Source organism: Mycobacterium saskatchewanense, from assembly GCF_010729105.1.
GTDB classification, from domain to species: Bacteria; Actinomycetota; Actinomycetes; order Mycobacteriales; family Mycobacteriaceae; genus Mycobacterium; species Mycobacterium saskatchewanense.
This window is the reverse complement of sequence record NZ_AP022573.1, coordinates 4,133,678-4,157,804: the sequence shown is the minus strand read 5'-3', so window position 1 is coordinate 4,157,804 and position 24,127 is coordinate 4,133,678. Positions and strand designations below refer to the sequence as shown.

22 protein-coding genes, 1 tRNA gene and 1 pseudogene are annotated in these 24,127 nt (G+C 68.2%); 4 read left to right on the top strand and 20 right to left on the bottom strand.

Annotated elements, in window-relative coordinates:
- Positions 1 to 45: 45 nt before the first annotated feature.
- From G6N56_RS19560 to G6N56_RS19535, 6 genes are all read right to left on the bottom strand, one after another.
- Complete coding sequence (locus G6N56_RS19560) at positions 46 to 1,539, bottom strand: DUF7159 family protein (protein ID WP_232069099.1); 1,494 nt, start codon at positions 1,537 to 1,539, stop codon at positions 46 to 48.
- 145 nt (positions 1,540 to 1,684) lie between these two features.
- The gene (locus tag G6N56_RS19555; protein WP_163645221.1) at positions 1,685 to 2,809 is read right to left on the bottom strand and encodes a DUF7159 family protein; all 1,125 of its coding nucleotides are present in this window, start codon (positions 2,807 to 2,809) and stop codon (positions 1,685 to 1,687) included.
- Entirely contained in the window at positions 2,806 to 4,272 is a 1,467-nt protein-coding gene (locus G6N56_RS19550) for a DUF7159 family protein (protein ID WP_163645146.1), read from the bottom strand. The genes G6N56_RS19555 and G6N56_RS19550 overlap by 4 nt, the downstream gene beginning before the upstream one ends.
- A 196-nt stretch (positions 4,273 to 4,468) precedes the next feature.
- Complete coding sequence (locus tag G6N56_RS19545) at positions 4,469 to 6,364, bottom strand: DUF7159 family protein (protein WP_197746633.1); 1,896 nt, start codon at positions 6,362 to 6,364, stop codon at positions 4,469 to 4,471.
- A gap of 130 nt (positions 6,365 to 6,494) precedes the next feature.
- The gene (gene dcd, locus G6N56_RS19540) at positions 6,495 to 7,067 is read right to left on the bottom strand and encodes a dCTP deaminase (RefSeq protein WP_085256122.1); all 573 of its coding nucleotides are present in this window, start codon (positions 7,065 to 7,067) and stop codon (positions 6,495 to 6,497) included.
- 36 nt (positions 7,068 to 7,103) lie between these two features.
- Positions 7,104 to 7,757, bottom strand: a complete 654-nt coding sequence (locus G6N56_RS19535; protein WP_142280633.1) for a VldE C-terminal domain-containing protein — start codon at positions 7,755 to 7,757, stop codon at positions 7,104 to 7,106.
- 253 nt (positions 7,758 to 8,010) lie between these two features.
- On the opposite strand from G6N56_RS19535, the gene G6N56_RS19530 reads away from it, so the two are divergent.
- A tRNA-Gly gene (locus G6N56_RS19530) sits at positions 8,011 to 8,084 on the top strand.
- A gap of 108 nt (positions 8,085 to 8,192) precedes the next feature.
- The gene (locus tag G6N56_RS19525; RefSeq protein ID WP_085256123.1) at positions 8,193 to 9,347 is read left to right on the top strand and encodes a TIR domain-containing protein; all 1,155 of its coding nucleotides are present in this window, start codon (positions 8,193 to 8,195) and stop codon (positions 9,345 to 9,347) included.
- Here G6N56_RS19525 and G6N56_RS19520 read toward each other — a convergent pair.
- From G6N56_RS19520 to G6N56_RS19470, 12 genes and pseudogenes are all read right to left on the bottom strand, one after another.
- The gene (locus tag G6N56_RS19520) at positions 9,344 to 10,732 is read right to left on the bottom strand and encodes a site-specific integrase (protein WP_085256124.1); all 1,389 of its coding nucleotides are present in this window, start codon (positions 10,730 to 10,732) and stop codon (positions 9,344 to 9,346) included. The two genes, G6N56_RS19525 and G6N56_RS19520, sit on opposite strands and share 4 nt — an antisense overlap.
- 1 nt (position 10,733) lies before the next feature.
- Positions 10,734 to 11,030, bottom strand: a complete 297-nt coding sequence (locus G6N56_RS19515) for a hypothetical protein (protein WP_232069098.1) — start codon at positions 11,028 to 11,030, stop codon at positions 10,734 to 10,736.
- 74 nt (positions 11,031 to 11,104) lie between these two features.
- Entirely contained in the window at positions 11,105 to 11,461 is a 357-nt protein-coding gene (locus G6N56_RS29625) for a recombinase family protein (protein ID WP_324616574.1), read from the bottom strand.
- A gap of 112 nt (positions 11,462 to 11,573) precedes the next feature.
- A pseudogene (locus G6N56_RS29620) lies at positions 11,574 to 11,753 on the bottom strand (recombinase family protein); the annotation flags it as partial.
- Positions 11,754 to 11,782: 29 nt separating this feature from the next.
- Positions 11,783 to 12,025, bottom strand: coding sequence for a hypothetical protein (locus G6N56_RS19505; protein WP_142280634.1), 243 nt, complete (start codon positions 12,023 to 12,025; stop codon positions 11,783 to 11,785).
- Positions 12,026 to 12,169: 144 nt separating this feature from the next.
- Entirely contained in the window at positions 12,170 to 12,991 is an 822-nt protein-coding gene (locus G6N56_RS19500; RefSeq protein ID WP_232069366.1) for a hypothetical protein, read from the bottom strand.
- Positions 12,992 to 13,326: 335 nt separating this feature from the next.
- On the bottom strand, positions 13,327 to 16,257 hold the full coding sequence (locus tag G6N56_RS19495; RefSeq protein WP_085256128.1) for an MMPL/RND family transporter: 2,931 nt from the start codon (positions 16,255 to 16,257) through the stop codon (positions 13,327 to 13,329).
- Complete coding sequence (locus G6N56_RS19490; protein ID WP_085256129.1) at positions 16,254 to 16,802, bottom strand: MmpS family transport accessory protein; 549 nt, start codon at positions 16,800 to 16,802, stop codon at positions 16,254 to 16,256. Before G6N56_RS19490 ends, G6N56_RS19495 begins: the two co-directional genes overlap by 4 nt.
- A 97-nt stretch (positions 16,803 to 16,899) precedes the next feature.
- A complete protein-coding gene (locus tag G6N56_RS19485) occupies positions 16,900 to 17,586 on the bottom strand; it encodes a TetR/AcrR family transcriptional regulator (protein ID WP_142280635.1) in 687 nt (228 codons plus the stop codon).
- Positions 17,587 to 17,686: 100 nt separating this feature from the next.
- Positions 17,687 to 18,166: a M15 family metallopeptidase gene (locus tag G6N56_RS19480; protein WP_232069365.1), complete on the bottom strand. Its 480-nt coding sequence runs from the start codon at positions 18,164 to 18,166 to the stop codon at positions 17,687 to 17,689.
- Between the two features lie 77 nt (positions 18,167 to 18,243).
- Positions 18,244 to 18,765, bottom strand: coding sequence for a lipoprotein LppJ family protein (locus G6N56_RS19475; protein ID WP_180150369.1), 522 nt, complete (start codon positions 18,763 to 18,765; stop codon positions 18,244 to 18,246).
- A gap of 33 nt (positions 18,766 to 18,798) precedes the next feature.
- Entirely contained in the window at positions 18,799 to 20,649 is a 1,851-nt protein-coding gene (locus G6N56_RS19470) for a putative alpha/beta hydrolase (protein ID WP_085256132.1), read from the bottom strand.
- A gap of 196 nt (positions 20,650 to 20,845) precedes the next feature.
- Here G6N56_RS19470 and G6N56_RS19465 point away from each other — a divergent pair, with 196 nt between their 5' ends.
- The gene (locus tag G6N56_RS19465; protein WP_085256133.1) at positions 20,846 to 21,187 is read left to right on the top strand and encodes a DUF732 domain-containing protein; all 342 of its coding nucleotides are present in this window, start codon (positions 20,846 to 20,848) and stop codon (positions 21,185 to 21,187) included.
- A 9-nt stretch (positions 21,188 to 21,196) separates the two neighbouring features.
- Here the strand turns inward: G6N56_RS19465 and G6N56_RS19460 are convergent, their stop codons facing one another.
- The gene (locus G6N56_RS19460) at positions 21,197 to 22,687 is read right to left on the bottom strand and encodes a bifunctional phosphatase PAP2/diacylglycerol kinase family protein (protein WP_085256134.1); all 1,491 of its coding nucleotides are present in this window, start codon (positions 22,685 to 22,687) and stop codon (positions 21,197 to 21,199) included.
- 25 nt (positions 22,688 to 22,712) lie between these two features.
- Here G6N56_RS19460 and G6N56_RS19455 point away from each other — a divergent pair, with 25 nt between their 5' ends.
- The gene (locus tag G6N56_RS19455; RefSeq protein WP_085256135.1) at positions 22,713 to 23,441 is read left to right on the top strand and encodes a hypothetical protein; all 729 of its coding nucleotides are present in this window, start codon (positions 22,713 to 22,715) and stop codon (positions 23,439 to 23,441) included.
- Here the strand turns inward: G6N56_RS19455 and G6N56_RS19450 are convergent.
- Complete coding sequence (locus G6N56_RS19450; protein WP_085256136.1) at positions 23,432 to 24,115, bottom strand: GAP family protein; 684 nt, start codon at positions 24,113 to 24,115, stop codon at positions 23,432 to 23,434. The genes G6N56_RS19455 and G6N56_RS19450 overlap by 10 nt on opposite strands.
- Between the last annotated feature and the right edge of the window lie 12 nt (positions 24,116 to 24,127).

The window sequence follows — 24,127 nt, the reverse complement described above, 5'->3', positions numbered from 1 at the left end:
TCGCTGGCCTGAGCGGGAGGCAAACGGCAGATGACGGCTGGCTCTTCAGGAGCTAGCGGTGGCCGAAGCCGCCGTGGCCCCCGCCGAAACCGCCGTGGCCGCCGCCACCACCCGGGAAGCCGGGGAACCCGCCCCCGCCGTGCGGCCCCTCGTGGCCGCCGCCACCCGGGCCGAAGCCGGGTCCGGGCCCGAATCCGCCCCCAGGGGGCCCACCGATGCGCGGCCCACGAGCCCGGGTATCGGCAGCGGGATCGGGACCGGTATCGGTGCCACCACCGGCGGGGGTGGCAGGGGCGCGGGAGCCTCGGGAACCGGAGCGGGCGCGGGCGCGGGCGCCTCGGGTATCGGGGCGGGCGCCGGGGCCTCCGGAATCGGCGCGGGGGCCGGTGCGGGCGCCTCGGGAACCGGGGCGGGCGCCTGCGGCGCGGGCGCCGGGGCCTCCGGAGCCGGGGCCGGCGCGGGCACGTTCGCCTCGGGGACGGGCGCCGGGGCGGGGGCCGCGGGCGCCGGCGCCGGGGCGGGCACCGCCTGCGGGGGCGCCACGGCGTGCTGACCGGGGGCGGGCTGGACCGCGGCCGTCGGCCGGATCGCGATCGCCAGCGAGACGACCAGCGCCACCACCCCGACGACGAAGACCATCGCCACTGCGGCTCCCACCAGGCGGATCGACCTGCGCTCCCCGAGGCCGGGGACGAGCGCCGTCGCGCCGGTCGGCTCGCCGACGAAGGGGTCGTCCGGCTCGTCGGGAACCGCGCTGTAGGCCAGGGCGTCCTCGCCGAGGGTGCCTGGTGTCTCGAAATAGCCGGGCGCCACCGCGAACGGGTTGAGGGCGCCGGTGCCGGGATCCTGCGCGTAGGCCAGGGCGGCAGTAGAAGAAGCGAACAGCGGCGCGTTCGCCGACGCCAGCGCGGCGCCGCGGGCCAGGGCCGTCTCCGGCTCTTCGGGGGCCGCGAGTGGAAGCGTGGTCGCCGCTTCCAGCACCGGCTTGATCATCGGGATGTCGATGCCCGAGCCGACGACGAACACCGCGTCCGGCCGCGTGTCCAACGACTCGACACCGGACACCATGGTGGCGAGCTGGGCCACCGCCGCGTCGTCGTCGTCCGGCAGGGGCTGCCGGTGCACGTCCGTGACGGACCCGTCCGAGCTATCGACGACGGCCAGGGTCGCGGACTCGGGCTCGATGTAGAGCAGCGCGGTGCGCGCGTAGTTGGTCTGGTGGCCCACGGTCTGGGCCAGCGCGGCCGCGGCCAGGAAGGCCGAGACGAGCATCACATTTTCGACTTTGTGAGTCGCTAGCGCATCGCGCAGGGCGGCAGCCTCGACCGGGTCGGTGAACGTCACCCCCGTAGACGCCAGCTGGTAGCCGCCCTCGGCCGCCCCCTCTCGCGTCCCAAGGATCGCCGATACCACCTGGTCGACCGCGCTGATCGTTGCTGCGTCGTCGTTGGCCGGTACGTCGAAATTGTCCTGATCTACAGTGGCGCCATCCCCATTTTCGCCTTCCACCAGGACCATCCGGACTGCTGTCGGCGCCATTGACACTCCGAGTACGGTGTCCAAAGCTCCTCCACTACTGTTTGCTAGTCCGTCACGATGAGGATGCCGTGATTGCAAGATCCGATATTCGCGACCGTTACCGAGTCCCCACCTGGTGTTCCCCTAGTACCCAGATTTTACGCGGCTATTGGTCCGGCAGCGGAATGGGAATCCCGCGCTCGAGGTGACGGCGCAGCCAGTCGTCGGCGCCATGGTCGTCGTCCCTGGGGTGCGGCGGCACCCACTGCGGTGGAGGGTTGACGCTCGGGGCCGGAACCGGGGCTGCGGGGGGCGACGGCTGGGCGGGCGCGGGGGCCGCCGGGGGTGGCGGCTGGGTCGCCGGAGCGACGACGTTCTTGCTGATGTCGGGCCGCTGTTCCGCGTGTGACCTGATCCCGATGGCCAGCGCCAGCGCGACCACGCCGACAACGAAGGTCATCGTCGCGCCGACGATAGCGGCCACCGGCTTGCGGCTCGTCCGCGCGGCCGGGGCTTCGAGGTCCGCGCCGGTTTCGTCCTCCGATTCGGCGCTGTAGGCGAGTTGACGCTCGGCGGTCACCGGGTCCTGCGCTCCCGGCATCGCCACCGTGCGCGGCGCGCCCAGGTGCGCGTTGGCCGACGCCAGCGCGGCACCCCGGGCCAGCGCCATTTCGGGCTCCTCGGGCGCCGCGACCGACAGCGAAGTCGCCGCGTCCACCGTCGGCTTGATGAGCGCGACGTCCACACCCGAGCCGACCAGCAGCACCCCGTCCGGGCGGCTTCTCAACGACTCAGCCTTCCCCGCCATGGCGGACACTTCCGCGAGCGCCGCGCCGTCACCGCGCGGCAGGGGTCGGCGATGCACGTCGGCGACCGACCCGTCGGCGGTGTCGACGACAGCCAGGGTGGCCGTCCCCGGCTCGACGAGGAGGAGCGCGGTGCGGGAGCACTGGATCGCGCTGCCGACCGCCTGCGCCAGCGCCGCCGCGGCGACGAACGCCGAGACGAGCATGACGTTCTCGACCCTGCGCGCCGCCAGGGCGTCTCGAAGCGCGGCAGCCTTGGCCGGATCCGTCCAGGTCACCCCGCTCGACGCCAGCTGATAGCCGCCACGCGCCGCGCTCTCCCTGGTACCGAGAATGGCCTCGACCACCTGATCGGCGGTGGCTCCCGCCGCGCCCCCGACGGGAAAGGCGTCCTGGTCGACGGTCACCCCGCCGGCGGCCTCCCCTTCGACCAACACCATGCGGACGGTCTCGGGGGCCATCGCTATACCGAGCACGACGTCTATCGGTGGCCCCCGAATCCATGACCGCCGCCGAAACCGTGGCCGCCGAAGGGACCCCCACCGAACGGACCGTGGCCGCCGAAGGGACCGCGGAAGGCCGGGCCGCCGCCGAAGGGACCCCCACCGAACGGACCGCGGCCGCCGAACGGACCGCGGAAGGCCGGGCCGCCGCCGAAGGGACCCCCACCGAACGGACCGTGGCCGCCGAACGGACCGCGGGAGGCCGGGCCGCCGCCGAACCGGGGCGCCGGCGGCCCGACGATCGGCACGCGCGGCACGGGGACGAACACGGGCGGCGGAACCACGGGGATGGGGACCGGCGCCGGCGGGGCCGCGGGGACCGGCGCTATCGCGGGTGGGCTCATCGGATGCGGGGCGGCCACCGGCGCGGGCGCCGCGATCCTCGGCCTCGCCTGGATCACCGGCGCCGGCGCGGGCTTGGCCGGGACCACGATGTTCTCGTTGGGGCTGGGCCGCAGCGCGACCGTCGGGCGGATGCCGATTGCCAGGGCGATCTCCAGCGCCACCACGGCGGTGATGAAGATGACCGCCAGTGCGCTGCCGACCAGCAGGAATGACTTGCGCCTCCGGGCGCCCTCGTCCAGCCCCAGGACGGTCGGGGCGTCGGCGTCCTCGTCGGGAACCGCGCTGTAGGCCACGTTGGGCTTGCCGGTGGTGTCGGGGACGGACACCCGGGCGTACACGACCGCCTGCGGGTCGACCTGGCCGGTCCCCGGATCCAGGGCGTAGGCGAATGCGGCCGTGGACGACGCGAACAGGGGCGCGTTGGCCGCGGCCAGGGCGGCGCCCCGGGCCAGCGCCATTTCCGGCTCGTCCGGCGCGGACACCGGCAGCGGGGTGGCGGCCTCGAGCGCGGGCTTGATCAGCGGGATGTCAACTCCGGAACCGACCACGACCACCCCATCGGGAGCGCCGTCGAGGTCATCGGCGTCGGCGACCATCTCGACGAGCTCCGCGACCGCTCGGTCCTCGTCCTCGGCGAGGACGGTGCGGCGCACGTCGGAGATCGCGCCGTCGGCGGTGTTGACCACCGCCAAGGTGGCGGTGTACGGCTCGACAAAAAGCAACGCGGTGCGCTGGTAGGCGGTGGCGTCGCCGATGGCCTGCGCAAGCGCGGCCGCCGCCATGAAGGTCGAGACCAGCATGACGTTTTCGACCCTGTGGGTGACCAGCGCGTCGCGCAGCATGGCGGCCTCGACGTGGTCGGTCCACGTCACGCCGGTAGAGAGCAGTCGGTAGCCGCCCTCGGCCGCACCTTCCCGGGTACCGAGAATGGCCGAGATCACCCGCGCGGGCGCCGTCGAGGCGCCGCCCGCGCCGCGCGCGGCGCTCTCAACCTCGAAACTGTCCTGGTCGACGGTGACGCCGTCGGCGCATTCCCCCTCGACCAGCACCATGCGGACCTTCGTTGGCGCCATCGAGACGCCAAGCACAATGCCCACCACTGCTGCAATTCCCCCTGGATAGCTGCTGCAGGTGCCCCCGCACCGGAAGGGCGTAAAACCCGGGATCGGCTGGGCACTAAGCAGTCCTGCCACTCGGGCGGCACGGTTTTTCGGCCGGCCCCGATGTCCCCGACCCTACCCGCGCGGCGCCGCGCGTTGGGGGCGCGAAACCCTGTGCATTGGCTGAATTGGCGGGCTAGTGGTGCCCGCCGCCGCCCCCGCCGTGGCCGCCACCGAAGCCACCGCCGCCGCCGAAGCCGCCGCCACCGCCGAAGCCGCCGTGGCCGCCGCCACCGAAGCCGCCGCCACCGAAGGGACCCCCGCCGCCGATCGGACCGCCGCCGTGGCCGCCGCCCCCGAAGGGGCCGCCGCCACCGATCGGGCCACCACCGCCGAACGGGCCACCACCGCCGAACGGACCGCCGCCGATCGGACCGCCGCCGTGGCCGCCACCCAACGGACCGCCACCCCCGAACGGACCACCGCCACCAATCGGGCCCCCACCGATCGGGCCACCACCGGGCGGGCCGCCACCGCCCGGCAAATGGATCGGACCTCCGCCCGCGCCCGGGCCGCCCGGGCCACCCGGACCCGCGCCGGGAATGTGGATCGGTCCGCCGCCACCCTCATCGCCGGGGCCGGTTCCCGGGAACGGCAGATGTCCGCCCCCGGTACCCGGCCCGCTGGGCTTGGGCGGCGAATCCGGAACCTGGCCACCGACGTGGGGCGGCGTCACCGGCTGCGGGACGTGCACCGGCGCCTGCGGCACCACGGGTTGTGGGACCGATATGTGCGGTGGCGCCTGAATGACCGGCGGCGTCAGCACCGGATTGGGCACGGGCAAGCGAATAGGAGGCGGCGCGATGACGGGCGCCAGCGGCGGGATCAGAACCGGGACGGGCACCACCGGGGCCGCCGGGGCCGGAGCCGGGATCGGTGGCGCGGCCGGGAGCGGCGGGGGCGCCGCGGGGACCGGGGCCGCCGGGATGGGCGCGGCCATCGGCTTGGGCGCCGCGACCGGCTCCGGCACGTTGATCCGCTGCGCCGGCGCCGACGCTTCGACGGGCGCGGGGGCCTGCTGAGTGGGCACGATGAGGTTCTGGGCGGGCGTGGGTCGCAGTGCGACCGTCCCGGTCGTGCGGATCCCGATCGCCAGCGCGATCTCCAGGGCCAGCACCGCGCTGATGCCGACGACCGCCAACCCACTACCGAGTAGCAGGGCGGGCCTGCGGCGCGGTTCGCTCGGTTCGGGGGCGAACAACCGCTCGATGACGACAGTCTGGGCGTTGGCGTCTTCGTCCGGGACGGCGCTGTAGGCCAACTCGTCGCCGCCGGGGGCGTCGAAGCTGAGGTACTCAGGCAGCACGTAACCGTCGAGAGCGCCGGTGCCCGGGTCCAGCGCGTAGGCCAGCGCCGCCGTCGACGACGCGAACAACGGCGCGTTCGCGGCCGCCAGTGCGGCCCCACGGGCCAGCGCCGTCTCCGGTTCCTCCGGGGCGCTCACCTCGAACGGGGTCGCGGACTCCAGCGCCGGCTTGATGGGGGCGATGTCGACGCCCGAACCGACTAGGAACAAGCCGCCCGGCGCCGTCGGTAATTCGTTGAGCCGGGTGAGTAGGTCGGTGAGCTGCTCGGTGGCCTCGTCGTACGACTCGGCTTGGATTGGTCGCTGGTACACGTCGGTGATGGAGCCGTCGGATGTCTCGACGACCGCAAGCGTCGCGGTGTCCGGCTCCACGAACAGCACCGCGGTGCGCTCGTAACCGACTGCGCCACCGACGTTTTGGGCCAGCGCGGTGGCCGCGAGAAACGCCGACACCAGCATGACGTTCTCGATCTTGTGGGTGGCCAGCGCGTCGCGCAACGCGGCGGCATCGAGCTGGTCGGTCCACGTCACGCCGATGGACGACAACTCCAGGCCCGCCTCGGCGGCGCCCTCCCGGGTGCCGAGGATGGCCGCGAGCACCTGGTCGGGCGCGGTCGCGGTCGCCGTGTCGTCGGCGGCGGCGACGTCGAATTCGTCTTCTTCAACCGTGGCGCCGTCGGCGTTCTCGCCTTCCAGCACCACCATCTGAATCGACGCCGGTGCCATCGAAACCCCGAGCACGATATCCAAATCAACCCCTCCAAAGGTGTTGCGAGCGAAGCCATGGTCGGGCGGAGGAGGAACCACGGACCACTCAATAATCCCCCAAAAGGAAGGCGCGGGGGGCTCTGCGAACCTAGGTAGATCTTATGAAGTTCTGATAGGACCGCGACGGCGTCGGACCCCGCTGGCCCTGGTACTTCGATCCGACGCGCGAACTGCCGTAGGGGTGTTCGGCCGGGCTGGTCAACCGCAAGATGCACAGCTGGCCGATCTTCATGCCCGGCCACAGGGTGATCGGCAGGTTGGCGACGTTGGACAGCTCGAGCGTGATGTGGCCGCTGAAGCCGGGATCGATGAAACCGGCGGTGGAATGGGTCAGCAGGCCCAGTCGACCGAGTGACGACTTGCCTTCCAGGCGGCCGGCGAGGTCGTGGGGCAGGCTGAACAGCTCGAGGGTCGAGCCCAGCACGAATTCCCCGGGATGCAGCACGAACGGCTCCCCCTCGGCGGGCTCCACCAGGCTGGTCAGCTCGTCCTGCTGCTGGGCGGGGTCGATGTGGGTGTAGCGGGTGTTGTTGAAGACCCGGAACAGGCAGTCGAGGCGGACGTCGATGCTGGACGGCTGCACCAGGGTGTCGTCGAACGGGTCGATGCCGACTCGGCCGCTGTTGATTTCGGCCCTGAGGTCACGATCGGAGAGCAGCACGCGACGAGCCTATCCGCCACGGGGCGGGATGCCGGCCTAACGGAGGTAGGTTTCCTGGCCGGTCGGGTATCCGCCGCCGGTGGTGGTCACGTGGACGTGGTCGTAGTGCCCGAGCCGGGAGGCCTGCGCACCTTCGGGCGTGTAGTAGACGCCGCGCCAGATCGCGTCCTGCATCCCGAATCGTTTGGCGTTCTGCCGCACGAACGCGACGATCTCATCGCCCAGCTCGATGCCGTCGGCACTGCCGGGGTTGGGGATCATGACGTCGATCGCCAGGCCGCGGGGATGCCACGGCAGCGGGTCGGGCCGGACGCCGCCGATCTCATGGATCTGGGGGAAGGCGGCGCTGATGGCGCGGGCCGCCAGGACCGTCCGGACCTGAAGCCCCTGCTCGTTCGCCACCCCGGCGGGCAGGAACCTGCTGCTCACCCGCAGCCTCGAAGCCCGGGTGGCGTCGCTCTCGACCGCGCCCATCAGCTGCGCGTGACCTGGCCCGTTGGTGATCGGCAGCGCGGCGACGATCTCCGGGGCGTACGGCTCGCCCTCGTCGACGATCGGCTTGGCCTCCGCGCGGGCGGGCGCCGGGTGCACGTCGCCGCCCGCCGCGACCAAAACGGCAGCCGGGATTGCGACCCCTGCCAGGAGCCCCGGCCACCGTCGTCGTGGCCTGGGCAATTCATGCCGACCCACGCCGAGCAGATTACGACACAATAACGAAAGAATAAACACGGATGTTTTCTAAGGCGTTCCCTCAATTTTTCTTTAGGCCGTCTAGCTGCAGTGATGCGTTTCTCCGGCGGGTAACGGGAGCCACCCGAGTCGATTTCCACGGCATGGATGGGGCCGTTTGGAATGACCCGAAGCGGCAAAGCGATCACCCAACGACACCCGCCGAGCCTGTCCGCCGGCGCGGCCGGGGATGCTAGCCTTCTCAGGCGACAGCGCCGATGTAGTTCAATGGCAGAACATCAGCTTCCCAAGCTGAATACGCGGGTTCGATTCCCGTCATCGGCTCCACGTCTACCTGGGCATTCAGCCACGGGTTCGCCCTCGGCTGGCGACCCGGTACCCCGCCCGTACCCCGACCTACCGAAGGTTGTCACCCGGTAGTGGGAAAGTTTGAGCATGGTCGCCGTCACCGATGGAGCAGCAGCGGACAACGAGAAGTACATAGCCGAATTGGAGGACACCGCTCGAAAGCTGCGCGAGGTCGTCGCGGAGTGGGACTCCGCTGAGGTCCGAGGACCGATCGAAGCACTCGACGCCGTAATCGAAAGCGTCCACAAGTCGTGGTCAGGATCCAACCTCGGTTATCACGCACGCACGTACTACGCGGGATACCGCCCGCCGCCATCGACTGACCTCTTCGACAAAGAGTGGGGACTCATGATGACCGGCGGCCAAGGCCGGGGGTGGGTCGTGTATGACGACGACGACGAGGTCAGGGACTACATCCTTGACCGCGCTGGTATGCCGGACTTGAAGACTCTGAGCGAGAAGTCCGACCAGGCTCGCCAACTTCTTCTCGACGGCAAGGAAACCGTGTCGTCGGTTCTCACGAACTGTCAATCGACGCAACCGGATGCATACCTCTCAGGCCTCAACGAGAAGGTGAGCGACCTCAGCGCACCGGGAGCAGTGGCGTTCGCTCGCCAATTCCTGCCGAGCGGGCAGATTATGTCCCGCGACGCGACCGCAATCAATGCGGGTTTAAAAGTGTCTCCGCACCACCAACTCTATGGTGACCGGCAAGCGATAGAAGCCCCATACCTATGTCTGCGATCGCTAGCCGATCATGCCGAAAACGCAGCGAAGCATTTGCGTCGAAGGCCTGCTAGTCCACCGATGGCTGCCACTGCACAGCTGGGCAGCCGCGTGTTCATTGGTCATGGAGGTTCCCATCAGTGGCGTGAGCTGAAGGACTACGTTCAAGACCAACTCGGTGTGCCGGTTGACGAATTCAACCGAGTGCCGACAGCCGGTTACGCAACTATCGCCCGACTCGGAGAGATGCTCGACAGCGCAGCTATGGCATTTCTTGTGATGACGGCCGAAGATGAGACGCCCGAAGGCGGCTTCCGCGCCCGCCAGAATGTCGTCCATGAAGTAGGGCTCTTTCAAGGACGGCTCGGATTCGATAAGGCAATTGTGATGGTCGAGGAGGGCTGTGAGGACTTCTCAAACATCCACGGCCTGACTCAGATGCGGTACCCGAAGGGCAATATTTCGGCGAAGTTCCATGAGGTGCGCGCTGTCCTCGAACGCGAGAAACTGCTTTAACCGTGTAGCGGTATCACGTTGTCCCCGTGGTTCGTCGGCGTAGCGGCCAACGCCCCCAGCGCTGCCATCTCGTCGTCGTGGTCGGCCTTGGCGTAGAGGTGCGTGTAGACGAGTTCGGTCGTCGTCGGGTTCGCGTGCCCCATCCACTCGGCCACCTGCCGCACCGAGATGCTGGGGACCGCCGCGCACAGGCTCGCGTAGGTGTGTCGGAGCGAGTGGAACCGTAAGCCCGCCGGGAGGGCCACGTTGCCCGCCGCTCGGTTGGCCCGGAGCACAGCGGGCCGGAACACGGCCTTGTAGAAGTTCGGGTGGCGGAGTGGCGTCGTCCAGTCGAGCACCAACCGCTTCTCCGCGTCCTGCACAGTGAGTTCGGCGAGGGCGTCGACCTGCCGTCGCGCGCGGTCCTTCGCGGTCGCGTTCGGTGCTGCGTCTTTCACAGCCGTCGTCGCCGCTCCTGGTGCGGCGGCGTCCGACCGCACTCCGGTAGGCCGGGGCGTCGTCAGGCGCATACCGGGGAATAGGGGCGCCCCCGGCTCGTGCCGACGCGTGTGCTCGGTGAGATAGTCGCGGACCAGACTTGCGGTCGGTCCCGGTACCGGAACGACTCGCATAGAGCCGTCGGTCTTGGTGAGCCCGTGGGCGGCAGCGGTCCGCTCAACGTGCACCTTCATGCTCCCGTTCGGCGCGACCTCGATGTCTTGGATTTGTGGCCCGCCGAGTTCCGCTGCACGCAACCCCGACCACGCCGCCAGGTTCACCAGGACGTTGTACGGCCACGGTGTGGCCTCCACAAGCGCAGAAACCTGTGCGGCGGTGAGGAACTGCGCCCGGTCAACCACCCCGACCTTCGCACCCTTCGCCCCGCGCTCTTTGGGGAGCTTTACGTGTTCGGCGGGGTTCTTCGCCAGCCGGCCATCCACCACGGCCTGCTCCATGACCATGCGGACGGTCCAGAACGCGTGCCGCACGGTCGACGGTTTCTTGCCCGCCTCGGTGAGCCGGTTGACCCACGCCTGGATGTACTCGCGGGTGATCTTGTTGAGCGGGTAGCCGCCGAACACCGCGTCAATGCCGAGCGTCTTACCGTCACCGCGTCGGGTTGCGGCCGGGGCGAGGGCGTAGCGGTGATTCTCGGCGTTGTTGCGGGTGTCGGCCTTGCGGGACTCCAACCAGATCGCCGCCGCGTCCCGGAACAGCATCTTGCCCTTGGCCGGGTCGAACACGATCCCCTGCGCTGCCGCGCTCTCGGCGTTGCGCGCATAGTCGGCTGCAGCCTTCTTGTTCGTGAAACCGCCCTTGCTGTGGTCGGTGCCGTCTGGGTCGCGCCACTTCGCCACGTATCTTGTTGTGCCGCTGGTGGTTATACGCTTCTGTGTCCGTGCCATCTCATGAGTCCTGTTCGGTTGGGGTGGGTTTGGTGTCGTCGGCGGCGTGCTTCCAGGTGCGCCCCCGCGTGACGTGGGTATAGCTGCGACCGCTGAGCACGGCCCCTATTGCGCCGACGCCGACGCTGTAGATGTAGGCGAGGTCGGCGCGGTCCCACTTGCCGGTCGCATACTCGGCCCGGATCGCCCGCACGTCGTCGTCGGTGAGCTTGGCCATGCCGAGTCCGTGGCCCTCCTGCGGCCTCGGCGGTGTGGGTTCCGGCCCGCTCTCCGTGTCCTCGGCGGGTTGCGGGCTCATCCGCGCCGCCGGGTAGCGGGGTGTGCTCGGCACTGTGTACGGTCGACCGTCCGGTGCGCGCTTGACGAGCGGTCTCATGCGGTCGCTGCCACTTCTGTTGCGGCGGTGGCGCTGGTGTAGATACGCCGCACAGTGGACGGCTGCCAGGTTGGCCGGCCGGCAGGCGACAGAATGCCCTCTGCCTCCAGAGCCGCCGCAATCTTGGCGAAGCTCAACCCGGCGTTGCGGTCCAACACGATTCGCCGCACGACACCCGGCTTCGCCAGACGTGGACGGCCCAACCGCTCCCCGCGTGCGCGCTTCGCCGCCAGACCCGCCTTTGTGCGCTCGCTGATGAGTTCGCGCTCGTACTGGGCGAAGTTGACCAGGTTCATCGCCACCATGCGGCCCGCCGCCGTCGTGAGGTCTACACCGAGGTCCAAGACGACCAACGACCAACCCTGCGCCTGGGCGGCTTCGATAATGTTGGCGGCGTTGACTATCGAAACGCGACAACCTGTCGAGCTTGGCGACCACGAGACCGTCGCCCTGCCCGGACGCCAATAGCTCCAGCACTTCTCGCAGTTGCGGACCGATCACCTTCCCACTCACGCCCGCGTCGGTGCGGTACTCCACGGTCCAACCCCGCCGCTCGGCTTCGGCGTCGATGGTCGCTCGCTGCGCCTCCAGGCCGTTGCGGCTGAGCACCTGTTCCTCGGTGCTCACGCGGGTGTAGCAGAACATCAAGTCGCCGTGTGCTTTCTGTGCCGCGCTCATGGCTGCGGCGCCAAGTCAGCATCGGGGAAGGCCACGGCCTCCGCGAGGTGGTCGAGGCGAACGTTGTTGCGCGCATGCCGGTCTCCGAACACATCGAGCACGGTGCCGGTCTTGCCGATCAGCGTGTCGCCGTTCCAGTCCAGCGCGTCGGGGTGGGCCGGGTCTGTGGCTGGTGCGCGGCCCGCCGCTGGCGTCACCGAGATCACGCGCACGCGGTCGCCGGGTTGGTATCTGCTCACTTCGGTTCCTCTCGTCGGGGCGGAAACGACCAAGAAAGCCAAGTCCGCCCGCGCGAAGTTCGCCAAGCAGGCCCGCGCGAAGGGCAACACGAAGGTCGGTCGCCGCGCCAAGAGCAGCGCGAAGCAGACCAAGAAGCGCGGGCGTTAGCCAGCGTCGGCTTCGGGTTCTGCTTCGGATTCGTTCTGGCGGCCCTTGATAAGGCGCATGATCTCTGGGTCTTCGTGTACCGGTGTCCACTTGGTGAGATCTATCTCGGAGATGTCGGTCGGCATCGGCGCACCGCCAACAGGCGCGCAGTACATCTCCATCACGCGCTCAATACGGCCATCCGCAACCACAGGATCGTTGAACGCCGATGAATCAAGCTCAATAAGCCTCTCATTGTGCAGACAGGCGATGAAGCACAGGGTGTACTCCACCCAGTAGCCGAGACGCGAAAACACACAGGCCGCTGCGTAGTAACGCTCGTTCAGGTCCACCTCTCTGGCGACCGCGTTTTGGGCGACTTGCGTGTGCAGTGCATCGGAGTTCAACCACTCGTTCGCGAGTTTGAAGTCCGTGACCTGACCGCTTTCGGTCATGACGTAGTACGCCTGGGCGGTTCCGGTGCCCTCCACGACGGCTTTCCATGGCCCGCGCAGGCTGTCGATATCAACAATTTCCGCGCGCGTCTCTCGACTAAGCAGCCGTTCAATCGAGTTGAGAACCGAAGCCCAGTACACCGGCTCTTTGCCGGAGGTAAACGGTCGCAGGCGCGCCGCGAACGACTCAAAGAGTTCCTCCGGCGGCAATTCGAGTTTTAGCGTGTGGGTGGCTTCTCCGGTCTTGAGGTTGTGTTCTACGCGTACATCGACGCTTCCCTGCAACAACTTGTTGAGTAGCGGTTGGTGCTCGCGGACCAAGGAGTGCTCCATCACCCTGCGGGCGCGCAGAACGAAGCGTTCCACTCGTTCGCGGTCATTCATCGCAGGCACGACCCCCAGCCTATTGGCAGGCACCGACACAACTCGGCGTGTCGGCGGGCGTGTCCTCCCGGTACCCCGGCTGTACCCCCGACCGCACCCGTACCGCAGCCGCCCGGACCCGTACCGAAAGCGCCCTTACCCGTACTGCAACCGCAGGTCGGGGCAGTATTCGAGCCCGCGATGCAACCCGCCGACCAGCGACGATCGCTCACCCGTTCGAGCGCAGAAAGGGCTTCCCAAGCTGAATACGCGGGTTCGATTCCCGTCATCGGCTCCAAGTTTGACCAGCGCGAAGCTTGATCGAACCCATCTCGTCACTCACGCGCCACGTAAGGTCAGCGCGGCTGTACCAGTCCGCCCGCCGGGCGTTCCTCGACGTTCTTGAGGAGCAATTCGCGCACAGCCGGACGCGGTCCGTACGGTCGCAGCATGGTGCTGGCCGGCCGTGGACGCACATGCTGCGGCCACCAGAACCAGCGTCCGAGCAGCGTGGCCAGCGACGGTGTCATGAACGACCGCACGATCAAGGTGTCGAACAGCAAACCCAGCGCGATCGTCGTACCCACCTGGGCCATGATCAGCAGCGGGCTGAACGTGAACGTGGCCATGGTCGCGGCGAACACCAGACCGGCGGAGGTCACCACCGATCCCGAACCGGCCATCGCGCGGATCGTCCCCGTTTTGAGCCCGGCGTGGATTTCCTCCTTGAACCGCGATATCAACAGCAGGTTGTAGTCGGAGCCGACCGCCAGCAGCAGGATGATCGCCATCGCCAGCACCATCCAGTGCAACTTCATGCCCAGGATGTACTGCCATAGGAGCACAGAGAGTCCGAACGAGGCGCCCAACGACAGCAACACCGTACCGACGATCACAAATGCCGCCACGACGCTTCGGGTGATCACCAGCATGATGATGAAAATCAGTGTGGCCGCGGCAATTCCGGCGATCATCAGGTCGATGTTGGAGCCGTCGTGCATGTCTTTGTACGTCGCGGCGGTGCCGCCGAGGTAGACCTTGGCGCCCTCCCAGGGGGTGCCCTTGATCGCCTCGTGCACGGCCTGCTTGATCGGTTCGATGTGGTTGATGCCTTCAGGAGTCGCCGGGTCGCCTTCATGGGAGATGATCAACCGAACTGCGTGTCCGTCCGGCGAGATGAACTGCTTGAGACCCCGCGCGAAATCCGGGCTCTTGAACGCCTCCGGCGGAAGGTAGAACGTGTCGTCGTTCTTCGCTTTGTCGAAGGCATCGCCCTGGGCGGTGGCATTGTCGGACTGCGCTCTGGCCTGTTCGTTGAGACCCATGGTGGTCGCGTAGTTCGACATGATGGTGTCGAGGTTGCGCTGCTGACTCTCGATCTGCGGCGGTATGAGCGCCACCAGCTTCGGCTGGATCTGATCCAACTTGTCGAGGTTCGCGCTGAGGTTCACGATGTTCTGGGCCACCTGGTCGATGCCGTCGAGCGCGTTGAAAATCGACCGGATCGCCCAGCAGACGGGGATGTCGTAGCAGTGCCTCTCCCAGTAGAAGTAGCTGCGGATCGGCCGGAAGAAGTCGTCGAAGTTGGCGATGTCGTCGCGCAACGATTCGGTGATCTGCACGGTTTCTTTGGTGAGCCTGGTGGTTTCGTGCGTGGTGTTACTGAGATCCTGGGTCACCTGCATCTGCTCGTGCAGCGTCGCCATCGTCTTGCGCAGCTCGTCCGCCTGCTTGAGCAGGTTCGCCGCCTGCTCGTCTTGATAGTGCTGGGTCTGGATCCGCCCCGCGGCTTGTGCGCCCATCTGGAAACCGAGGGTGCTGTGGTCGAGCGGCGTGCCCAATGGCCGGGTGATGGTCTGCACCCGGCCGATGCCGGGGATGTGGAAGACCGCCTTGGCGACCTTGTCCAGGATCAGGAAATCGGCCGGGTTACGCAGGTCGTGATCGGTCTCGATCATCAACAGCTCGGGATTGAGCCGGGCCTGGTCGAAGTGCCGGTCCGCGGCGGCATAACCGACGTTGGCCGGGGTGTCCGCCGGCAGGAAGTGGCGCTGGTCGTAGTCCGTCTTGTATCCGGGCAGGGCGAGTAGACCGACCAATGCGACCGCGATGGTCACCGCGAGAACCGGCGCGGGCCAGCGGACGATCGCCGTGCCGATCCGGCGCCAGTTCCGAGTCTGCAGCTTTCGCTTCGGATCCAGGAGCTTGAAGAATGACGCGACGGTCAGCACCGCAGGGCCCAGGGTCAACGCCGCGAGCACCGCGACCAACATGCCGACGGCGCACGGTGCCCCCAAGGACTGGAAATACGGCAACCGGCAGAAGCTCAGGCAGTACATCGCGCCGGCGATGGTCAGGCCCGACCCGAGCACGACATGCGCGGTGCTATGGAACATGGTGTAGAAGGCTTGTTCGCGAGACTCCCCCAGACCGCGCGCCTCGTGGTAGCGGCCCACCACGAAAATCGCGTAGTCCGTTCCGGCGGCGATCGCCATCAACACCAACAAGTTGTTGGCGAACGTGGAGAGTCCGATGATCTCGTAGTTGGCCAGCAAGGCAACGACGCCTCGGGCTGCGGCCAATTCGACGAAGACCATGAACAGCACGGCCAGGACGGTGACGAGCGAGCGATAGACGAAGAGCAGCATGACAAAGATCACCAGGATCGTGACCAGGGTGACTATTGCGACGCCCTTCTCGCCCGCGTGGGACTGGTCGGCAAACAACGGACCCGCGCCGGTGACGTACGCCTTGATGCCCGGCGGGGCGGGCACCGAGTTGACGATCTTGCGGACGGCGTCGGAGGACTCAGCGGATAGGCCGCCGCCCATGTTGCCGGCGAGGTAGACCTGGACGTAGGCGGCCTTCTGGTCGTGGCTCTGGGAACCCGCGGCGGTCAGCGGATCGCTCCAGAAATCCTGGACGTGCTGAACGTGTTTCTTGTCTTGCTCAAGGCGCCTGACGATCTCGTCGTAATAGCGATGGGCGTCCGCTCCGAGCGGCTTGTCACCCTCGAGCAAGATCATCGCCGAGCTGTCGGAATCGAACTCTTTGAACGTCGATCCGACCTTCATCATCGACTGAAAGGATGCCGCGTCAGTCGGACTCATCGACACCGAGTGATTTTTGGCGACGGTCTCCAGCTGCGGGGCCACGGTGTTGGTGACAAAGACGATGCCCAACCACACCAGGACGATCGGCAGCGCCAGCCGGTGGATCATCCGCGGCAGGAACGGCGGGATCAGCGGCTGGTCGACGCGCGGCGGAGCCTCGCTCGGCTCGCTCATGCGGACTTGTCCAGGCAGTAGACGAAGGGGTTCACGGTCTCGTTGGAATCTGACCGATTCGGAGCCTTGATGACGTCACCGTGGCCGTCGTGGTTGTTCACGACGAATCGGCAGGCGATCCAACTGCCGTCTCCTTGCGCCACCAGGTTTGCCGGGATGCCGGGCTTCGTTGAACTCAAAACTATGCTCCAGGGCAAGGGCACGTTCAGTGCCTGCTGCGGATGGGAGTTTTCGTCGAGGTAGTTGATGGTCGCCGTGCTGCCCGGTGAGCCCCAGACCTCGAGCGTGATCGTCTTGGCGTTGAACTGGTCGAGAACCTCTCCCGACGTGCCGCCACCGAACGAACCGCTGTGAACGCCGAAGACGCCGTGCAATCGGTATACGACGAATCCCGACACCGCGACGACAGCTGCGATCGTGAGCACCAGCCAAAAACGCCCCAGAAAGCCCTTTTTCCCAGCACGCTTCGGGCCGACCTTGTTGCCCTCGCTGCCCGCGGAGCCCTGCTTCGTCAGCGGCTCGGTCCGTGGCTCAGTCGTCGTCACGGGCGCTTAACGTCCTTCCCGAGCGCTCGAAGACTTCGGAACCGTCTTCACCGGTTGCAGTTCGCCAAGCCAAAGCGCTCCGGCCTCCTTCCTGAGTTCATGAGGATTCCGAGATCAGGCCGATGCAGGTGGCCGTCAGCAGGCGGGTGAGGGCGGTCGCGAAGTCCAGATTCCACTCGGGCGGAACCACTTCGGGCTCCTCGGCATAGATGTGGGTCAGGTGCTCCGGCGGGTTCGCGACTTGCCACAGCGTCGCCGCCAGCGAGTAAGCGGCCAGCAGGATGTCCAGCGAGCCCGATCGTCCGAGTTCGGGCAGCGCGCATGCGATCGAATCGGCCAGCGAGAGTGTGGCCGCGGTGCTGATCCGCCTGACCTCGACGACCCGCTCGGCGTTCACCTCGTGTTCCAGGTGCAGGTGCAGGTTGGCAAGCAGGTCGCAGAACAATGGGTCTTCGGCCAGGGCTTCGGCCAATGTCTCGGCGATGCGCGAGGGCGACTTCGCACCGGGCTCGGCCAGCTTCTCCGACACGGTATTGGACCACCGCACCCAGCCCTCGGCGGACAGACGCAGCAGGACTTCCTTGTACGAGGTGAAGTAGCGGCGTACCGCCGAATAGTGAATTCCGACGCGGCTGGCGACCGCGGTCAGGGTGACCGACGCGACGCCCGTTTCCATTGCCAGCGAGCGTGCGGCTTCCACGAGGGCCTCCGCACGTTGGCGCTTCTCTTCCTCGGTGCGAGCGCGCTGGAACGTTAGTTGCGCCACCGGGGGAGTGTAACGCACATCGTGTGATTTGCATAACACACAAGGTTTCTGCACGCGTGGTCTTCCGATGCCCGCCATCGGCTGCACTCGGGCCGACGCCGAAACAGACCCGAGCGTCCTACTGCCCCGCCGCGTTGGGCAGCAGGGCCGGGCAGTTCCCGGCCGCGTCCGCGACCAGCTCGAAGTGCCACGGCTCGTTGGCGTAGATCCGGCACAGCCCGAAGCGGGGCCCGTTGGCGGTGAGCCACTGGTCGGCGCCCGCGCCGCCGACGTCGACCGCCTCGCCCACGACGTGTTTGGACGCCGCCGGCGTCTGCACGTATTGGCGCGCCGCGGCCATGCTGCCGTAGGTACGCACGGCCTCGTCGAGCAATCGCTGTTGCAGCGCGGGCGACCGCCAGCCCGACGTGATGGTCATCGTGATGCCTTGCGCGCCGGCCGCGGTGGCGGCGTTTTGGATGGCGCTCAACAACGCCGGATCGAGGCGCCCGATCGCCGGGTTCGCGACGTCGAACGGGCTCAGCGGGCGTCCGTCGGGCAGCGATCCATCGCCCGGTTCGGTGGCGGGATCCAAGGGCACGGAGTGGTCGGCGAGCATGACTCCCGCCGGGCCGGGCGCAGCCGCCAAAGACAGGGCCGCGACCACCGCCAGGACCCAGCCGATTCGCACTTCCGTCACCCGATGTCCTTGCGGACGTCGACGGGCCCGGTGGAGCCGTCGGTCCGGTGGTCGGACGTGTCGCGGCATTCGCCGTCGACTTTGACGCCGACGTGCCGGATCAGGGTGATCGACGGGGGCGGCTGCGGCGCGACCGTGAGGATGATGTTGACGCCGTTCTTCTTCAGCGTCTGCCCGTGGGACACGAACTCCGAATCGGTGCTCCAACCGTCGGCGACCAGCCCCCTGACCACGGCCTGCGGGTCGGCGGGCTGATCGTGAGGGACGTTGGGCATCCAGAACGACAGATCGACGACGCCCCGAAAGGGCGCCTCCCCCTGGTCATTACACGATTCGAAGCTGAAGTTCGCCTCGGTCACCTCGGCGTGCAGCGCCCGCACGACGTCGCGGGAGGCATCGAGGACTTGAGCGCGTGCCTGCATGGGCGAAAGGGGGTGGCTCACCGTCTCAGAGCATCCGCTCACGATCAGGCCGATGATCGACGCGAAAAAGGCGGTCCTCGCCAAGAAGGTCCACACTCGTCACTTCCTTCCGCTGGTCTTGGCTCAAAGTCATCCGGTCGCCCCGCCGTGGCGGTGGCCGAGGGTCGCTTCGCGCACGGCTTCGGGGTCGACCCACTGCGGCACACCGTATTCGCCGCGATGGTGCGCGGTCATGCCGTCGTGCTGCAGGGCGTCGCCGTGCCCGGAAACCACGTCGCCCATGCTGAACAGCGACTCCGAGCCGTCGTCGAAGTAATGCGAATGGTCGTAGATCGGGTTGGCGGTGTACGGCGGGTTCTCGGCTTTGAAGCGGGTGGCGCCGAACCCGTCCACGGACGGGTCGTCGCCGAGCCCGACCAGCCTCGGCCCCACCGCTCCCGGCCCATAACCGTTGGGGGACCACGTGACCGAGTCCCCGGACGCCGCGCCCACATAAAGGTGCCCGCCCGGCCCCAGGTGAAAGTCGGCCGCGGAGTGGGCCAGGTCCGTGCCGGGCGAACCGACCAGCACCACGTCGTTGGCGTGCATGCCGAAACCGGCCGCCGCGTCGGAGACCACGGTGGACCCGTAGGAGTGGCCGACCACCGTTAGGTGGGACGGGGCGCCCAGGTGGGTGACCGGCAGCGCGTTGACGTCGGCGGCCAGCAACTGGCCCCCGGTGCGGGCCATGTTCGGTTCCCACAGGCCCGGGTCGTACCAGGCGTTGGGGGCGTCGTAGCCCACCCACATGATCACCGAGGTCTGCTTGTTCCAGTCGGCGCGGGCCGACTCCTGGTACAGGCGCACACCGTCCGGGTTGGACAGCGTTCCTTCACGCACGCCGCTGCCCAGCCCCTTGACCACGACCGCCGTGTTCTCGGCGATGTCGGGATTGCCCATCGCGATCGCGGCGGATCCCTCGCCGCCGAAGGCATCCGGCCGATACCTGAGCAGATACACCGGCGGATGCCGACCGAACGCATCCTCGGCCTTGGACGACGTGTTGAGGCCGTTCCGCGCCTGAACGGCGTTGGTATAACGCATGACCGCATTCGGCGACAGCCCGTACTTGGCGGGGTCGCTCAGGATGTCGTCGACGGAAATCCCTTTCCCGGCAAGGTCTTCCACCCGGTGCAGGTCGTCGTTCATGACGGCCTCGTTGACGTCACTGCGCGCGGCGACGGGGACCCCGTTCAGGTTGCCGAGCTCCTGAGGATGCTCGGCGATGAGGCGTTGCCGTTCTTCGGGCGTCACCGACGTCCACCACCTGTGCACGTCCTCGGGACGGGCGTTGGGCGGAGGGATCCTCGTGTCCGCGTCCACCTGACGCAGAATGTCCGCGTCATAGCCGTCGGAGCGCAAATTGCCCAGCGAGCTCAGCAACGTGTTCGAGTAGCCGCCGCGAATTGACTGCAACTGGTCAACAGCGGCCCTGGTGTCGTCGGCGGCGTCGGCCTTGGCGTCGTTGATCAACGACTGCAGCTCATTTCTGGATTTCGCGTCGAGACCGGGATCCCGCAAGTCCTGCATCGCCGCGCCGACGAGTTTGTCGAGTAGCTGGAGTTGCCGTTCCAACGTGGCGATTTCCCCGGCTCCGGCCTTTTGCGCCTCGGCCAACGCGGCCGCAATGTTTTCCAGGTCGGCGCCGATCTTGGGTAACCGCCCGGACTGCGCACCCAGCGATTTCATCACCCGTTGCACCTCGGCCGAGTCGTTGATCGGGTGGTCGCCATTCCGATGGTTCCAGGCCGCGTCGAAGCGCTTCCGTGCCTGCTCGAAGGCGTGGTCGGCCTCCGCGGTGTGCCGCCCTGCCCCGTGAAAGGCCTCGGCCAGGCTCGAGATCTGCGACGGGTTGCCGGCCTGCAGGCTCCGGTCCATCTCCCAGGGATCCCCACCGGCCCGGGCTATGAGATCGGCAACGTTCAGCCAGACCAGCCGCATCGCACCGCCAAAACCTTCACGCTTTCCTCCCCCGGACCGGCTTAACACGCTACCCGGGCGGGCGCGCCGCCGCCCTTCACCGGCCCCCTCGCCGCCTTTTCATCCCGAATCACCGCGCGACGTATTCACGCCCCCGTTTTCGTGCAAAAATTCGCCATCCAATTCGCGCGGCAAACACCTCGAAGGAGAAGCAGTTATGGCAGCGCAGCGGTGCTCACGCCAATTTCTGGGCTCGGCAGCATTGGGCCCGCTCCTTGTGGTCGGGATCGTCCTGGCCGGCCCCGCGCAGGCCGACGACAGCTCTTACCTCAACGACCTCCACAACGTCGGCATCCGCGATGTCGGGGGTGGCGACTCCGCGCTGCTGGTCACGGGCTGGAAGATCTGCAGCCAATTGGGCTATGGGGCCACCCCCGGGCAGCTGATCCAATTGGCGCTGCAAACCTCCGACGCCGACCTCGGCGCCAAGGGGCTGAATCCGGTGCAGGCCAACGACTTGATCGCCTACGCCCAGCAGGATCTGTGCCCGCGCGCGTAGCGGCGACCGTCACGGAAGCGGGCGAAATACCTGCAGGGCACGGTACTTCGCGCTGAAGCTGGCCCGGTCGTACTTGTCGCCGACCTCGCCGTCACGCGCGATCACCGTCGGGCCGTCCACGGCTGAGAAGCTGAACTCGGGCACCTGCAGCTCGTGGTAGAGCGGGCTGCGCTGCAGGCGCCCGAACACCAGCGCGGTCAGGATCCTGGCCGTGGCCAGGGGTCGGCCGGCCTCCAGGATGCGGACGTCGATCAGGCCGTCGTCCATGCGGGTGCGGCGGGACGGCGCGAATCCCGTTGGCAGATAGAGCGAATTGCCGAGAAAGAACAGCGACGTCAGCAAGGTCTTGTTGTCGTAGCTGATCCGGACGGGCTGACCCTTGCGCAGAGTGTGCAGCATCGCATAGAAGCCGGCCAGCGGCTTGCCGATGCGCTTCTCCAACTTCTCCCGATGCTCGACGAACGTCGGGTAGGCGCCGATGCTCGCGGTGTTGAGCACCATCTGGCTTTCGTTGAAGCACACCACGTCCACACAGGCGACGCTGCCCCGCCGGATGGCGTCCACGGTCTTGGCCACGCTGTCGCAACCGATGTCCTTGGCGAAGTGGTTGAACGTGCCCGCGGGAAAGACGGCCAGCGGCAGGTCCGATTCGACCGCGACGGTCGCGGCCGTCGCCACGGTGCCGTCGCCGCCACCCACGGCCAGCACCTCCGCGCGCCCGGCCGCGTCGCGCAGCACCTGCAGCGGATCGTCGTCGGGGCCCAGTTCGCGAATCTCCGCCTCGGGCAGCGCGTCCCGCACCTCGTCGACCACGCGGGCCCCGGTGCCGCTGCCCGAGGCGGGGTTGATCACCAACACCACCCCGGAGCCGTCGGGTCGCTCCGGCGATTCGACGCGCAGGGGTTCGGTCCGCGGCAGGGCGGTCTCCGCGATGGGCGGCACGAGCCGACCCCCCAGCACGGCGACGCCGGCGCCGATGCCGAATCCGGCGGCCACGTCGCCGGGATAGTGCGCGCCGGTCGCCACCCGCGACAGCCCGACCAGCCCGGCCAGCAGCGCGAGGCCGAAGCCCAGCATCGGGTTCTCCAGCCCGACCCCCACCGCGAACGCGGCGGCGCTGGCCGAGTGCCCCGACGGCAGCGAGTTCGACACCGGCCGGCGGCGCACCTGCCGCGCGAGGGGCACCAGGTCGTACCCGGGACGCGGGCGGCGGCGGATGCGCTTGGCGACCTGGTTGGTGACCAGGCTGGTGACCCCCAGCGTCACGACGCCGCGAATGGCGCCACGCTGGGCGGAATTGTTGCCCGACGCGGCCAGGGCCGCCGCGATGGCGAACCACAGCTTGGAATGGTCGGCCGCGCGCGTCAGGGGCGGCATGACCGTGTCGAGCAGCGGCGTGGGTGTCTCGGCGATCGTTTCGAAGATCTCCCGATCCAGGGTGCCCAGCCCCCGGGTGATCTGCTTGACGCCGCGCGCGCGTTGCCAGGGCCGCTTGTTCATTCGCTACACCCTAGAGTTCTGGTCGATGGCGGATCTCTCGGGTGAGTGGCTGCGCAACGCCGGGCGGCGGGGTGTGCCCCGCCCCGTCGTCGCCGAGATCGCCCGACGCCACGGCATCACCGCCGAAAGTTTCCGGGTCCTCGACGGCATGGAGAAGGTCGAGGACCCCGACGGCAAGTCCTTCTTCCTGCTACCCCCCGGCATCCCGGGGGGCCGCGCGCGCCGCGCGGCGCTGCTGACCTATGTCCTCAACGCGGCCACCGACTACGGCGCCGCGGGGGACGCCGGGGACTTTCCCCCGACGCCCTACTCCGCCGACGAGGTTGCGCGAATCGCCGAGCGGCAACACGCCAACGCCTGGACCTACGCCCGCGACGTCGGGTTCGTCCACCGCAACGGCGGGCGACTAGTCGCCACCCCGAACGGCATCCTGATGGGCGTGGGCGGCAACAGGATCCAGCGGCAGTTCAGCCGGCGCGGCGGCACCACGTGGGGCGACATCTTCATGCTCAACCTCGGCGGCGTCGCCGACCCCGCCGGGGAGTTGCGCCGCATCGTCCGGTCGGGACGCGCCTGGCACGTCGACCTGGATCGGTTGCTGCACCACGAGGAGCGGCACTCCCGGCAGTGGGCGGCGAAGGGCTACGCCGGCATGCTGCGCGATTACGCGTGGGAACTGGTGCGCGAGTTGGTCTTTGGCAAGACGAACAGGCTCGAGGAGGATGCCGGCCTGTCCGACGGCGGCTACCGGTGATGGGTCAAAGCGTCGATTCCGTGATAGAGGATCATCGCACCGATCACGACGAGGACCGCCGCCAGCAGGGCGGCGTTGTTCTTGTCCATCCAGTCCTTGAGCCGCACCAGCGTGTCGTCGAGGCGGTTGCCCGCGGCGGCGTAGGCCAGGATCGGGACCGCGACGCTCGACGCCGCGACGGCGACGAAGAACGCGGCGGCCAGCCAGTCACCGCCCGCACCCAGCCCGCTGCCGCCGATCGCCAGCCCGGCCGGCACGCAGATGAGCGCGACGTCGGGCCGCACCGCGGCCAGTGCCGCCCCCATCAGCCCCGCCCGGGTCGGCGTGATCGTGCTGAACGACCGCATCCAGCCCGGCGACTCGCTGTGGCCGTGCCGCGTGAACCACTTGACGATGCCGTAGACGATCAACAGCGACCCCAGGACGACCCGCAGCCACGACGACCACCGCGGCGGCGACTTGTCGAGTCCACCCAGCAGGCCGGATGCCGCGACGGAGAGCGCGGTCAGCGCGGCCAGGCTGAACAACCAACCGCCAAGGAAGGCAAGGCCGCTCGGCCGCGGCCGGGGTGCCTGCAACACCAGCACCGCGGGAATGACGGTGAGCGGCGAGAGCGAGATGACCAGGCCGAGGGGGATGAGACCGGTCCCGACGGTAACCCAGCTTCCTGCCATGGGCAGCAATCT

What these genes read in the sequence shown, in the direction of transcription:
- G6N56_RS19560 (WP_232069099.1), bottom strand. Translation starts at nt 1,539, where the DNA reads ATGGCGCCGACAGCAGTCCGGATGGTCCTGGTGGAAGGCGAAAATGGG.
- G6N56_RS19545 (WP_197746633.1), bottom strand. Translation starts at nt 6,364, where the DNA reads ATGGCACCGGCGTCGATTCAGATGGTGGTGCTGGAAGGCGAGAACGCC.
- G6N56_RS19525 (WP_085256123.1), top strand. Translation starts at nt 8,193, where the DNA reads ATGGTCGCCGTCACCGATGGAGCAGCAGCGGACAACGAGAAGTACATA.
- G6N56_RS19520 (WP_085256124.1), bottom strand. Translation starts at nt 10,732, where the DNA reads ATGGCACGGACACAGAAGCGTATAACCACCAGCGGCACAACAAGATAC.
- G6N56_RS19515 (WP_232069098.1), bottom strand. Translation starts at nt 11,030, where the DNA reads ATGAGCCCGCAACCCGCCGAGGACACGGAGAGCGGGCCGGAACCCACA.
- G6N56_RS19500 (WP_232069366.1), bottom strand. Translation starts at nt 12,991, where the DNA reads ATGAATGACCGCGAACGAGTGGAACGCTTCGTTCTGCGCGCCCGCAGG.
- G6N56_RS19495 (WP_085256128.1), bottom strand. Translation starts at nt 16,257, where the DNA reads ATGAGCGAGCCGAGCGAGGCTCCGCCGCGCGTCGACCAGCCGCTGATC.
- G6N56_RS19480 (WP_232069365.1), bottom strand. Translation starts at nt 18,166, where the DNA reads ATGCTCGCCGACCACTCCGTGCCCTTGGATCCCGCCACCGAACCGGGC.
- G6N56_RS19470 (WP_085256132.1), bottom strand. Translation starts at nt 20,649, where the DNA reads ATGCGGCTGGTCTGGCTGAACGTTGCCGATCTCATAGCCCGGGCCGGT.
- G6N56_RS19465 (WP_085256133.1), top strand. Translation starts at nt 20,846, where the DNA reads ATGGCAGCGCAGCGGTGCTCACGCCAATTTCTGGGCTCGGCAGCATTG.
- G6N56_RS19460 (WP_085256134.1), bottom strand. Translation starts at nt 22,687, where the DNA reads ATGAACAAGCGGCCCTGGCAACGCGCGCGCGGCGTCAAGCAGATCACC.
- G6N56_RS19455 (WP_085256135.1), top strand. Translation starts at nt 22,713, where the DNA reads ATGGCGGATCTCTCGGGTGAGTGGCTGCGCAACGCCGGGCGGCGGGGT.
- G6N56_RS19450 (WP_085256136.1), bottom strand. Translation starts at nt 24,115, where the DNA reads ATGGCAGGAAGCTGGGTTACCGTCGGGACCGGTCTCATCCCCCTCGGC.